At 59.0% G+C, this 12,791-nt stretch carries 11 protein-coding genes and 2 pseudogenes; 7 read left to right on the top strand and 6 right to left on the bottom strand.

Annotated elements, in window-relative coordinates:
• Positions 1 to 22 precede the first annotated feature (22 nt).
• Positions 23 to 2,026 (top strand): threonine--tRNA ligase, encoded by a 2,004-nt coding sequence (thrS, locus tag QE432_RS21290; protein WP_003515666.1) that lies wholly within the window; start codon positions 23 to 25, stop codon positions 2,024 to 2,026.
• 55 nt (positions 2,027 to 2,081) lie between these two features.
• On the opposite strand, the pseudogene QE432_RS21285 reads toward thrS, so the two are convergent.
• Positions 2,082 to 3,063: pseudogene (locus QE432_RS21285) on the bottom strand (hypothetical protein).
• Positions 3,064 to 3,173: 110 nt separating this feature from the next.
• On the opposite strand from QE432_RS21285, the gene QE432_RS21280 reads away from it, so the two are divergent.
• The 3 genes from QE432_RS21280 to QE432_RS21270 all read left to right on the top strand — a co-directional run bounded on the left by QE432_RS21280 (position 3,174) and on the right by QE432_RS21270 (position 5,630).
• Positions 3,174 to 3,755, top strand: a complete 582-nt coding sequence (locus QE432_RS21280; RefSeq protein ID WP_025593669.1) for a nitroreductase family protein — start codon at positions 3,174 to 3,176, stop codon at positions 3,753 to 3,755.
• Positions 3,755 to 4,366, top strand: a complete 612-nt coding sequence (locus QE432_RS21275; protein WP_065660862.1) for a flavin reductase family protein — start codon at positions 3,755 to 3,757, stop codon at positions 4,364 to 4,366. Before QE432_RS21280 ends, QE432_RS21275 begins: the two co-directional genes overlap by 1 nt.
• 109 nt (positions 4,367 to 4,475) lie before the next feature.
• Positions 4,476 to 5,630: a DUF2336 domain-containing protein gene (locus QE432_RS21270; RefSeq protein ID WP_111799542.1), complete on the top strand. Its 1,155-nt coding sequence runs from the start codon at positions 4,476 to 4,478 to the stop codon at positions 5,628 to 5,630.
• Positions 5,631 to 5,633: 3 nt separating this feature from the next.
• Here the strand turns inward: QE432_RS21270 and QE432_RS21265 are convergent, their stop codons facing one another.
• A complete protein-coding gene (locus QE432_RS21265; RefSeq protein WP_003515657.1) occupies positions 5,634 to 6,068 on the bottom strand; it encodes a hypothetical protein in 435 nt (144 codons plus the stop codon).
• A 107-nt stretch (positions 6,069 to 6,175) separates the two neighbouring features.
• Between QE432_RS21265 and QE432_RS21260 the strand changes: the two genes are divergently transcribed.
• Complete coding sequence (locus QE432_RS21260) at positions 6,176 to 6,631, top strand: GNAT family N-acetyltransferase (RefSeq protein WP_025593662.1); 456 nt, start codon at positions 6,176 to 6,178, stop codon at positions 6,629 to 6,631.
• Between the two features lie 154 nt (positions 6,632 to 6,785).
• Here QE432_RS21260 and QE432_RS21255 read toward each other — a convergent pair whose 3' ends face one another.
• Positions 6,786 to 8,021, bottom strand: a complete 1,236-nt coding sequence (locus QE432_RS21255; RefSeq protein WP_306625552.1) for an AI-2E family transporter — start codon at positions 8,019 to 8,021, stop codon at positions 6,786 to 6,788.
• Positions 8,022 to 8,250: 229 nt separating this feature from the next.
• Here QE432_RS21255 and QE432_RS21250 point away from each other — a divergent pair, with 229 nt between their 5' ends.
• Complete coding sequence (locus QE432_RS21250; protein ID WP_035252137.1) at positions 8,251 to 9,984, top strand: ABC transporter ATP-binding protein; 1,734 nt, start codon at positions 8,251 to 8,253, stop codon at positions 9,982 to 9,984.
• Positions 9,985 to 10,006: 22 nt separating this feature from the next.
• Here QE432_RS21250 and QE432_RS21245 read toward each other — a convergent pair whose 3' ends face one another.
• Positions 10,007 to 10,231 carry a hypothetical protein gene (locus QE432_RS21245; protein WP_111804497.1) on the bottom strand — a complete coding sequence of 75 codons (225 nt, stop codon included), beginning with the start codon at positions 10,229 to 10,231 and terminating at the stop codon, positions 10,007 to 10,009.
• Between the two features lie 398 nt (positions 10,232 to 10,629).
• On the opposite strand from QE432_RS21245, the gene QE432_RS21240 reads away from it, so the two are divergent.
• Positions 10,630 to 11,955, top strand: coding sequence for an Nramp family divalent metal transporter (locus QE432_RS21240; RefSeq protein WP_013636297.1), 1,326 nt, complete (start codon positions 10,630 to 10,632; stop codon positions 11,953 to 11,955).
• Positions 11,956 to 11,961: 6 nt separating this feature from the next.
• Here QE432_RS21240 and QE432_RS26670 read toward each other — a convergent pair.
• Positions 11,962 to 12,250 (bottom strand): annotated as a pseudogene (locus QE432_RS26670) (helix-turn-helix domain-containing protein).
• Positions 12,251 to 12,307: 57 nt separating this feature from the next.
• A complete protein-coding gene (locus QE432_RS21235; RefSeq protein ID WP_065659318.1) occupies positions 12,308 to 12,655 on the bottom strand; it encodes a hypothetical protein in 348 nt (115 codons plus the stop codon).
• Positions 12,656 to 12,791: the final 136 nt, after the last annotated feature.

The raw sequence follows: 12,791 nt of genomic DNA, 5'->3' as shown, positions 1-12,791 counted from the left end.
ACTGGATCAGGAGCATTCGACGATGTCACAAACCGTTTCCCTTACATTTCCCGATGGTTCCGTACGCAGCTATCCCGCCGGCACGACCGGCCGCGAGGTCGCCGAATCCATCTCCAAATCGCTTGCGAAGAAGGCTGTCGCCATTGCGCTTGATGGCACCGTGCGCGATTTGTCCGAGGCAATCACCGATGGCAAGATAGAAATCGTCACGCGTGAGGACAGCCGCGCGCTGGAACTCATCCGCCACGATGCCGCCCACGTCATGGCCGAGGCCGTGCAGGAGTTGTGGCCCGGCACGCAGGTGACGATCGGCCCTGTCATCGAGAACGGCTTCTATTACGACTTTGCCAAGAACGAACCTTTTACGCCGGAAGATCTGCCGAAGATCGAAAAGCGGATGAAGGAGATCATTCAGCGCAACAAGCCGTTTACCCGCGAAGTCTGGTCGCGCGAGAAGGCCAAGGAAGTGTTTGCCGCAAAGGGCGAAAACTACAAGGTCGAGCTGGTCGATGCCATTCCCGAAGGTCAGGACCTGAAGATCTATTATCAGGGCGACTGGTTCGATCTTTGCCGCGGCCCGCATATGGCGTCCACGGGTCAGGTCGGTACGGCCTTCAAGCTGATGAAGGTAGCCGGCGCCTATTGGCGTGGTGACAGCAACAATGCGATGCTGTCGCGCATCTACGGCACCGCCTGGGCGACCCAGGAAGAGCTGGACAATTACCTGCACGTTCTGGCCGAAGCCGAAAAGCGTGACCACCGCCGTCTTGGCCGGGAAATGGACCTGTTCCATTTCCAGGAAGAAGGTCCGGGCGTGGTCTTCTGGCACGGCAAGGGCTGGCGCATGTTCCAGACGCTGACGGCCTATATGCGCCGTCGGCTTGCCAATACCTATCAGGAAGTCAACGCGCCGCAGGTGCTGGACAAGTCGTTGTGGGAAACCTCCGGTCACTGGGGCTGGTATCAGGAAAACATGTTCGCGGTGAAATCCGCCCATGCCTTTACCCATCCCGATGACGAGGATGCGGACCAGCGCGTCTTTGCCTTGAAGCCGATGAACTGCCCCGGCCACGTGCAGATCTTCAAGCATGGCTTGAAGTCTTACCGCGAAATGCCCGTTCGCCTTGCTGAATTTGGCAACGTCCATCGCTACGAAGCTTCAGGTGCACTGCATGGCCTGATGCGCGTTCGCGGCTTCACGCAGGACGATGCGCATGTCTTCTGCACGGAAGAGCAGATGGCTGCTGAATGCCTGCGCATCAACGACCTGATCCTCTCGGTCTATGAGGATTTCGGTTTCAGCGAGATCGTCGTCAAGCTTTCGACCCGTCCGGAAAAGCGCGTCGGTTCCGACGATCTCTGGGACCGTGCCGAAAGCGTCATGATGGAGGTTCTGAAGACCATCGAGGAACAGTCCGGCGGCCGCATCAAGACCGGCATTCTGCCGGGCGAGGGCGCTTTCTACGGGCCAAAGTTCGAATATACGCTGAAGGATGCCATCGGTCGTGAATGGCAGTGCGGCACGACGCAGGTGGACTTCAACCTGCCGGAACGTTTCGGCGCCTTCTATATCGACCAGAACTCCGAAAAGACGCAGCCGGTGATGATCCATCGCGCCATCTGCGGCTCGATGGAGCGCTTCCTTGGTATCCTGATCGAGAACTTTGCCGGTCACATGCCATTGTGGTTCGCGCCGCTTCAGGTCGTGGTCGCGACGATCACCTCGGATGCGGACGATTATGGCCGCGAGGTTGCCGAAGCACTGCGCGAGGCGGGCATGGCTGTCGAAACCGACTTCCGCAACGAGAAGATCAACTACAAGGTCCGCGAGCACTCGGTGACCAAGGTGCCGGTCATCATCGTCTGCGGACGCAAGGAAGCGGAAGAGCGCACTGTCAACATCCGCCGTCTCGGTTCGCAGAACCAGACGCCGATGTCGCTCGAAGACGCGATTACAAGCCTCGTGGAAGAGGCGACGCCGCCGGATGTGAAGCGCAAGCTTGCGGCGAAGAAGCAGGTTGCGTAAAAAAATAACGGCCCCTTCGGGGGCCGTTTTCGTTACTGGCTGAGGGTAGTGAGGCCTATTCGAAATCGCCGGTCATGTCTTCCGGCGCCTGATCCTTCATCAGCACTTCCACATCGGCGTCCCGGCCGGACGTGACCTTGAAGTTGCGCTGGTAGACCTTGTCCTTGTTGCGGGCCATGGCGGTATATTCGCCTTCCGCCAGAACCATGGTCGAAAACGCGCTGACGCTTTCGTTCACAACGTCGCCGCCGCCGTTCAGCACCGACCAGGCCGTATCGGCAATGGCTTCGCCGCCCTGTTCGGAGACGAGCTTGAGCGTGATCTGTGCCGCCTGATGCTGCAGGGTCGCTTCGGTCAGCTTGCCTGCCTCCACCTGAATATCGGCGCGCACCACCGCATTGACGTTGCCGTATTCGGAAACGACATGATAGGTGCCGGCATTGAGGCGAACGACGGTATTGGGCTTGATGTCGGCCATGACAAGGCCGCGCTCGCCATCCGGTCGGGCGTCGGAGGAATAGACGGAAAATTTGAGCTGGTTAGCGGAGATCTGTTTGTCGGAACCCGCGATCGCATTCAGAACGAAACCGCCAGCATCGAGAATCAGCACCTGTTTCTGGACATTACCGGAGCTCGGAACATTGAGTTTCTTGGTAACACCCGCGCGCCCGAAGGCAACGTTGACGAAATATTCGCCGGGTACCAGATGGAACTGCGCCGAACCACCCTCGGAGCTTGCCAGCATCGGCAATTTGCCGTCAGCGCCCGGAATGGGGCTGAAGACGCGCCAGGAAAGGCCTTCCTTCACCGCTTCGCCTTCACTCGTCAGTTTCGCTTCCATGTCGATATCACGGGCCGTGCTTGCGGGGGCATTCGGGGCGGTAGGAGCGGTGAACGCATTGAGTTTCGGCATTTTAGGCGTGCCGCCAAGCTGCTTGAAGTCTTTGAAAGCGTTCTTGCGAAAAGGCTGCCTGTGATAAAACGCCGATCGCGGCGAACGCAATGGCCAGACGTGCCGCGATTTTGATTGCCGACATTTTCGATACCGATTGACTTCTTGATTTTCCCGCATCACTTCAAAACCAATGCCGTGGCTATTTCAAGGCCCATAATTTCGCGATGACAGCACAATGGAAGAATTTTGATCATGACAAGTGACATCAAGCTCCTCGACTATCTCAAGGTTCGCCGCTCCACCCCCGCCCTGCAACTTGCCGAGCCGGGTCCATCGAAAGCGGAAATCGAGGAAATCCTGCGCCTTGCCGTGCGCGTGCCTGACCATGGCAAACTGGCACCGTGGCGCTTCATCGTTTATCGCGGCGAAGACCGCGTGCGTCTGGGCGAGGAGGCTCTCCGGATCGCGCTTGAGAAGAACCCGGAACTGGACCTGCAGCAGCAGGACGCGGAGCGCACCCGCTTCACGCGCGCTCCCGTTGTCATCGCCGTCATCAGCACCGCCAAGCCGCATTTCAAGATTCCGGAATGGGAACAGATCATGTCCGCCGGTGCGGTGTGCCTCAATCTCATCTTCGCCGCCAACGCCAATGGTTATGCGGCGAACTGGCTGACGGAATGGCTTGCCTTCGACCCGGCCTTCCTGTCGGAACTGGGGATTGCCGCAGACGAGAAGGTCGCCGGATATATTCATATCGGCTCAACGACATTCCCGCTTGTGGAGCGGCCACGGCCGGAGCTTGCGGATGTGGTAACCTGGGTTGGGGACGTCTGATGTTCTATACCACCGACACCAACCAGCACGGCCTGCCGCATGATCCGTTCAAGGCTATCGTCGCGCCCCGGCCGATCGGCTGGATTGGTTCTAAAGGCCGGGACGGCTCTTTCAACCTGTCGCCCTATTCGTTTTTCAACGCGATTTCGGACCGGCCGAAGCTGGTGATGTTTTCCTCCAGCGGGCGCAAGGACAGCCTTCGCAATGTCGAGGAGACCGGTGTCTTCACCGCCAACCTCGTCAGCCGCCACCTCGTCGACCGGATGAACGCGTCTTCTGCGCCGGTGAACTATGATGTCGACGAGTTCCGGCTTGCCGGTCTGACTGCCGTTGACGGGCGGGTGGTGGATGCGCCCTTCGTGGGGGAGGCGCTGGCCGTTCTGGAATGCCGCGTGACCGAGATCATCCAGCTGAAGGACATCGACGGCACGCCGGCGGACTCGTGGATGGTGATAGGGCAGGTCATGGCTATTCACATCGACGATACGATCATTCGTGATGGTCGCATCGATATGGGACTGGCACGTCCGGTGGCCCGTATGGGTTACATGGACTACTGCGACGGCGGCAGCGACGTGTTTCAGTTGAAGCGTCCGTCTACTGCGCCGTAGAACTTCTTCGCCGGCAACTGTTAAATTTTATGGTGAACCAAACGTAAACTATTTGCGCCTAGAGTTTTATACATGGCGGCGGCAATGATGCCGTCGTCCATTGTTGCGAATGTGTTTCGAGGCTCAGGTGATCGTACAGGCATTTCTTCGCTGGTCTGAAAAGGCTGGATCGACCGAGCGGGCGAAGGCCGCCAATGCGCTTGGCCGTGCCTATCTGCATTCAGACATGGCGCGGGAGAACCGTGACGCCGCCTATATGGCGATGACCTATCTTCTCGACGACCCTTCTCCGCGCGTGCGGCTGGCACTTGCCGAGGCGCTGGCGGATGATCCCGATGCGCCGCGCGCCATTCTCGTTTCGCTTGCCGAAGACCAGCCGGAGATTGCCTGCACCGTGATTGCCCGCTCGCCGGTTCTTGGCGAGGCCGATCTGGTCGATCTTGCCGGGCGCGGCGAGAGCCTGACACGCGCCTTCATTGCGGCAAGGCGGGGCCTGCCGCGCGGTGTCTGCGCAGCACTTGCCGAAGTCGGTGATCTGCCGGAAACGATGATCCTTCTAGAGAACGACGACGCCTTCATCACACCGTTTTCGCTGCGCCGCATTGCCGAGCGGCATGGCTGCAACGCCGACATTCGCGACCTGCTGCTGTGCCGAGAGGTGCTGCCCGCCGATACCCGCCATCTTCTGATGGCGCGCGTCAGCGAGGCCCTGGCAGGTTCGGCGCTGGTTCATGCCCTGATCGCGCGCAACCGCGCCGACAGTATTTTCCGCGAAGCGGAAGATTCCGCCACCATCCTCATCGCCGCCAATGTTTCGTCGCCGGAGTTGCCGGCGCTGGTGGAGCATCTGCGGCAAAGGCTGGAACTGACACCGGCGCTTCTCATCCATGCCGTCTGTTCGGGCAGGCTGGAGTTTTTCACGGCGGCGATGGTCAATCTCTCAGGTCTCGACGACCGCAAGGTGCGCGCCATTCTGGCGACCGGACGGCCGCACGCGCTGAAGGCGCTGTTCCAGTCCGTCGGTCTTTTGGGCGATGTCGTTGATGTCTTCATTGAGGCGACGCTGATGTGGCGCCGCGCCGCCCGATCGCATCTGTCGCAGGCCGCAGCCTCTGTATCGGCCGAACTGCTTGCGCATTTCCGCAACGTCGATGGTTCCGAAACGCTTTTCGAACTCTTGCACGCCGTGCGTAAACTGACCATTGCCGAGGAACGGCAGAAAGCGCGGCACTATGCGGAAGCGCTGACGGTCGAGGCGGCCTGAGGCTTACTTCTCGAACCGCTTGGCAATCCACGAATAGCTGTTTTCCACCATTCTGACCGGCGTTCCAAGCAGGTGCTTCACGCCTTCGGTGGAGGGCAGGATGCGGCTGACGCGGCTGATCGCCTGTTTTGTCAGGCTCTCTTCTTCCTTTTGCGTGACCTGTGCCGGTGGCTCCTCTGTTCCGGCCGGGGCCGTGGCGGCGGGAGGCTGCGTTGCGGGCGCGTTGCCCGCAGTCTGGGGCGTCTGCTCGCCCGGTGTCTGACACACGGCCACCACGACCGGGTAGGACGCATTTGCGAAACGTTCCAGCTCTTTCTCCGACACGGCGTCGCATAGTTCGATGCTCGTCCAGCGCTGCTGCGAGGTGGCGAGGTAATGGCAATCGGTGGCGGTGTCGTCACAGCCTAGGAAGGTCATGAGAACGAGGGCTGTTTTCATGGTGTGTGTTGCCTCTGTCGGGAATTATGCTCTAAAAACTCATCTATCTCGATTGCAGTGACATTACGACGAAATACGCATTTTTTTGAGAGAAAGCAGGCATCGCATTGGCCCCCGAAATCAAGCTTGAAACACCCCGGCAGGAAGCGGTTCTGCGCCTTATCGATCTGTCTAACGTCTATATGGCGTCGCTTTATCCCGCCGAAAGCAATCATCTGGTCGATATCGGCCAGCTGGAAAAGGACAATGTCTCCTTTTTCGTGGCGCGGCATGATGGCCGTGTCGTTGGCTGCGGCGCGCTGGTGGAGGCGGGTGACGGTACGGCGGAGGTCAAGCGCATGTTCGTCGATCCGGAGGCGAGGGGATTGCGGATCGGCAAGCTGATCATGGATACGCTCATTGCGCGCGGCGCCGAGCTTGGGCTTACGGCCATCCGGCTTGAAACCGGCATCAGCCAGCCGGAGGCGATCGGTCTTTACCGCAAGGCGGGGTTTGTCGAGATTGAGGCGTTTGCGCCCTATAAGCCGGACCCGCTCAGCCTGTTCATGGAGAAGACGCTTTAAAGGCGAGGCGGGCGCTATCGGCGCGCTTTGCAGAACACTCGATGCCGCCCTTGGCGATGTCATCCTCGGCCTCGTGCCGGGGATCTGCCGACGTCTGGTAACATCGTCGGGTTGCAGATGCCAGGGACGGGCCCGAGCATGACGAAGACGAGGTTTAAGACGCCGCTTTTCGGAACGCCGTCGCTTCGTTGCTATCCTCTTCACGCGCAACGATGTCGTCGAGCGGGTCATTTTCAGCTGTAGGGGTCGGCGGAACGTCGACGGTGCCAGCGGAGATTTCTACTTCACGCACCCATTCCCGCCAGATTGCCACCAGCAGCGCCATCAGCACCGGGCCGATGAAGAGGCCGAGGAAGCCCATGGTCTTGACGCCGCCGACGAGGCCGAAAAAGGTCGGCAGAAAAGGCAGCTTGATCGGGCCGCCGACGAGTTTCGGACGGATGGTCTTGTCGACGATGAAAAGCTCGACCGAACCCCAGATGAATAGCCCCAGGCCATAAGCGGGAGAGCCGCTGGCGACCAGATAGATCGATACGAGAGTGAAAGAAAGCGGCGCGCCGCCCGGGATGAGCGCCATGACACCGGTGAGCACGCCGAGTGTGACGGGCGAGGGAACGCCGGCAATCCAGTAGGCAATGCCGAGGATTATGCCTTCGCCGATGGCGATCAATGTCATGCCGGTGACGGTGGAGCTGATGGTGGCTGGCACGACGCGGGAAATGCGCTCCCACCGCGTCGGCAGGATGCGTTCTCCCACAAGATCGACCTGATGGGAGAAGCCGGCACCGTTGCGATAGACAAAGAACAGCGCGATCAACATGAACAGCAGGGTCAGCACGAGGTGGAACGCGCCGTTGCCCGCGGCGAGGATCGCCCGGTAGATATTGCCGATATTGGCACCGCTGACGAGCTGGATCACTTCGCCGATCGCACCCGGTGTGCCGATATATTTCACCCATTGCTCGCCGAGCCAGGAGCCTACGCCGGGCAGCGCCGCGATCCAGTCTGGCACGGGTGCGCCCACCTTGTTGACATGCACCGCCCAGCCGAACCATTCGCGGATTTCGCTGGCCGTATAGGAAGCGGCGATGAAAATCGGCACCACGAGGAAGGTGAGGATGAGGATGATGGCGATGGAGGCGCCGAGCGTGGTGTTGCCGCCCACCTGCCGCAGAAGCCGCGTGTAGACCGGCCAGCTGGCGAAGCCGATGACAAGGGCGGCCAGAACCGGAACGAGAAAGCCGTGGAAGAAGTAGATGCCCGCAAGGGCGACGAGAACCAGCAGCCAGCGCGCAGCCGATATTGGCGGGATCAGGGCGATCCGCGTCGGGCTTGCAGGACCAAGCCATCTCGGTTCGCCACTGGGCTTACGGCTGTCAATATTACTCACGGCAGGCTCTTTCTCGCATTCTCCCCGAAGGGTGCATTCACTCTGTCACACCAATACATATAAGTGCAATATAGCCGTATCACATTACCGTTGTGTGTTTATCGCTCAGCCTATTGAACGATTTTGGTAAAAATAGAACATCGGTCTTGGCGCGCGCATTGAAATATGACAATTGAACTCCGTTTTTATTGCGGCCTCCGCTTGCCGCGCCCGCTCTTCAGGTCACGCCATGCTGCGCCGTTTCTTCGCCTATTACCGTCCCTATCGCGGTCTGTTCATTCTCGATTTTTCCTGCGCGGTTCTGTCGGGCGTGCTTGAGCTCGGTTTTCCGATGGCGGTGAAAGCCTTCGTGGACGTGCTGCTGCCGGGTGGCGAATGGGGCATCATCCTCGCCGCCTCCGTCGGGTTGCTCGTCATCTATGTGCTGAATACTGGGTTGATGGCGACCGTCACCTATTGGGGACATATGCTCGGCATCAATATCGAGACCGACATGCGGCGGCTTGCTTTCGACCACCTGCAGAAGCTCTCCTTCCGCTATTTCGACAACCAGAAGACCGGTCATCTGGTTGGCCGGCTGACGAAGGATCTGGAAGAGATCGGTGAGGTGGCCCATCACGGCCCCGAGGATCTGTTCATCGCCATCATGACCTTCATCGGCGCTTTCCTGCTGATGCTGTCGGTCAATGTGCCGCTGGCGCTCGTCACCGCCGCCGTCGTGCCTGTCACCGCCTGGGTGACGAGCCGTTACGGTGGCCGAATGACGCAGAACTTTCGCGCGCTCTATGGTCGGGTAGGCGATTTCAACGCCCGTATCGAGGAAAATGTCGGTGGCATGCGGGTGGTGCAGGCCTTTGCCAATGAGGACCACGAGCGCGCGCTGTTTGAGAAGGACAACCAGAAATACCGCCGCACGAAGCTGGATGCCTACAAGATCATGGCGGCCAGCACTTCGCTCAGCTACATGAGCATGCGGCTGACGCAGATGATCGTGATGATCTGCGGCGCCTGGTTCGTGCTGCATGGCGGCCTGACGGAAGGCGGCTTCGTTGGCTTCCTGCTTCTGGTCGGCGTGTTTTTCCGCCCGGTGGAAAAGATCAACTCGGTCATCGAGACCTATCCGAAGGGCATTGCCGGTTTCCGCCGCTTTACCGAGCTTCTGGACACGGCGCCGGATATCATCGACGCACCGGATGCGATCGAGGCACCGGCGCTTTCCGGCGCCATTGAATATCGCCATGTTGGTTTCGGTTATGCCGAGGGCAAGCAGGTTCTCGACAATATCGACCTGAAGATCAATGCGGGCGAGACGGTGGCCTTCGTCGGGCCTTCGGGGGCGGGCAAAACGACGCTTTGCTCGCTGCTGCCGCGCTTTTATGATGTCACCAGCGGTTCGATCACCATTGACGGCATCGATATCCGCAAGATGAAGCTTGCCTCGCTGCGCAACCAGATAGGAATCGTGCAGCAGGATGTGTTCCTGTTTGGCGGCACGATCCGCGAGAATATCGAATATGGCCGGCTCGGCGCTTCCGATGTCGAAATCATGGATGCGGCGCGGCGTGCCCGGCTCGATGGCGTCATCGAAGCGATGCCGATGGGGCTCGACACCGTCATCGGTGAGCGTGGCGTGAAACTTTCCGGTGGTCAGAAACAGCGTCTTGCCATTGCCCGCATGTTCCTCAAGAACCCGCCTATCCTTATTCTCGACGAGGCGACCTCAGCGCTGGATACCGAAACCGAGCGGGCCATCCAGCAATCGCTGACGGAGCTTGCCAAGGGCCGCACAACGCTCGTCATCGCCCACCGGCTGGCAACGATCCGCGATGCGTCACGCATCGTGGTAGTAGACCAGACGGGTATTGCCGAAACCGGCGCCCATGCCGAGCTTCTGGCCGCCAAGGGCCATTACAGCCGCCTGCATGAGGCGCAGTTCAGCGGGCATCTTCAGGGTCTGAGTTAAGCGGCGCATCTTGCGCCGCATATCAGGCGTTCTCCGCTGCGTTTTCCTCGATGATGCCGGTATTCGGCTCGGGCTTGCCGGGATGGCTGGTGACGAGATAACCCATGGCGACAGCGGCGGCGACAATGACCAGCAGCACCACGCCGCTGATGGTCATCAGCCAGTCGCGCGGCCTTCGCTGTGCCATGATATATTTCGGCCACCGGTTAGGCTGGTTCGCCACGCTGAATTTATTGCCGTCTCGCATGAACTTCCCCGGACTATCTTTGCTTCGTGACAGACAAACGCGGGCATGCACGCGGCTGTTCCGCAATGGCGGGGCAGAGGCGATGACAACGCCGTGAGGTTTTGCGGTAGGACTGGCCATGGGTCCCCGTTGTTTACTGGCTACTACGCTGCGTAGAAGAGTCTTTTCAGCCCAGAGACTTTGGCTTGCTGGCTTCCGGCTTAAGGCTGGAATGACGGAGGAGGGGGCTCATTTCACTAAATCCATGACGCGCTGCGCCGATGGTTGCGTTCAGGCCGAATGTTACTGCGACCTCTCGCGCCGGCACACAGCTTCGAAACTCCGCTTGCCAGTTCACACCCTTTTATGCGAATGATTTGCAATTGCATTAATTCAATTTCCATTTGAAAGTTCGCAAGATGGACAAGCCTGTCTTTGGATGGCGGCGGAATGGCGACGATCTCTCGCTGTCCGACGTTCACAGCTCGATCAAGATAAGCCCGAATGCCGGTACGTTTCGCCGGGCGATGGCGTTCTTCGGACCCGGATATCTCGTCGCGGTCGGTTACATGGACCCCGGCAACTGGGCAACGTCGCTCGCCGGCGGTTCCAAGTTTGGCTACACGCTGCTGACGGTGGCGTTGATATCGAACATCATGGCCGTCGTTCTACAGGCGCTCTGTGCCCGTCTGGCGATTGCTTCCGGGCGCGATCTGGCGCAGGCCTGTCGCGATGCCTATCCGAAACCGGTGGCGATGGTCCTCTGGCTGCTGGCCGAAATCGCAATCATCGCGACTGATATCGCCGAGGTCATCGGGACGGCTATCGGCCTCAACCTGATTTTCGGCATTCCGCTCGAACTTGGCGTCCTCATCACGGCGCTTGACGTGTTCCTGATCCTTTATCTGCAAAGGCTTGGCTTCCGCTGGGTGGAAGCGCTTGTCATCACGCTTCTCGGCGTCATCGCGGTGTGTTTCGCCATTCAGCTGGCGCTGGCCGATCCCGACTGGAGCCAGGTGATTCGTGGTTTTGCGCCGACGACGGAGATCGTCACCAACCCCGAGATGCTCTATCTGGCGCTTGGCATTCTGGGCGCGACGGTTATGCCGCATAATCTCTATCTGCATTCAGGGATCGTGCAGACGCGCGCCATCGGCGAGACGCTGGCCGAAAAACGCGAGGCGCTCAAATTCGCGACACTCGATTCAACCATCGCCCTGACGTTTGCTCTCGTCATCAATGCCGCGATCCTCATCCTCGCAGCGGCGACCTTCAACAAAACGGGTCAGACGAACGTTGCCGAACTGGGTGAAGCGCATAGTCTGCTCGCGCCGCTGCTCGGCCTTGCGATTGCGCCGACGCTGTTCGGGGTGGCGCTTTTGTGCTGTGGCATCAACTCCACTGTTACGGCAACGCTTGCGGGCCAGATCGTGATGGAAGGTTTCCTCAAGATGCGGCTTGCCCCGTGGCTGCGCCGCCTCATCACCCGAGGCATCGCCATCATCCCCGCCGCCGGCGTCACCATCGCCTTCGGCGAAAGCGGCACGTCTCAACTGCTGATACTGACGCAGGTGGTACTGAGCCTACAACTTTCCTTCGCCGTCTTCCCGCTGGTCATGTTCACCGCCGACCGCGCCAAGATGGGTGAACTGTGCGCCCCGCGATGGCTCTCGGCGTTTGCATGGCTCATCGCAGTGGTAATTGCGGCGCTGAATGTGAAGCTGCTGTTTGATTTTGTGGGGTAAGGCGCGTCAGGCCGCGCCTCTACGGAGCGCAGCCGGCGTACCTTCGGGATCGACGGCCATGACATTCAGATAGGCGCGGGCCGGTTGATTCGGCTCGCTGCGGCTCTGTTCCCAATCGCGCAAAGTTTCGAGCGGAATGTGATAGCGGGCAAAAAAACTCTTCCTGCGTCAACTTCAGTGCCCGGCGAATGATCTTGATGCGCGGCATTTTCTTGGCAGCAGCGAACTGTTCGGCGGAAAGCGGCCGATTGTCGGGATCGGCGAGCGCATTGGCTTCCGCTTATTCGTCGGTCATGGCGTGAAAACGGGCCTATCTGGCTCGGTCGATTTTACCCGATTATTGGCTCTGAACTCAACTTTCATTGCTTTCATCCTTAACTCTAAAGCCTGTGAGATGAAACGTGACGTCGGGAAACGTAGGATTGTCGCCAAGCAAGGTCTTTTTCCCGAGGCTTTCTCCGGCCATCTGCGCCAGCAACGCACTAGATACGTAAAGTCCAAACCAGAAAGGGAATGATAAATAAATGAAGAACGGGGCTAATATGTAAAACAAACCGCTAATATGATCTGTTAAATACGCAATTACGGTGGCCGGCACAGCAGTATATAAAAATAGCTTTATTGCATGAAAAATGAGTCTCGCGAGATTTTTCTGCTGATACAAATTATATGCTTCACGGGCCTGTGCAGTTTTCGTCATTTTAAGTCCAATTTTACGAGCACTTATCAGTGATCGAAAGACGTTAAACTGCTGGCTGACCGATTTTAGGTTTCGGACTGGCCAATATTTCGTTGGCCAGTCCTTAGTTGGTTCTTCGTATCAAACTAACAGAAGA

This window comes from Agrobacterium sp. SORGH_AS_0745, from assembly GCF_030818995.1.
Taxonomy (GTDB): Bacteria; Pseudomonadota; Alphaproteobacteria; order Rhizobiales; family Rhizobiaceae; genus Agrobacterium; species Agrobacterium tumefaciens.
The sequence above is the reverse complement of the archived record's forward strand: the minus strand, read 5'-3'. Positions and strand labels throughout refer to the sequence as shown.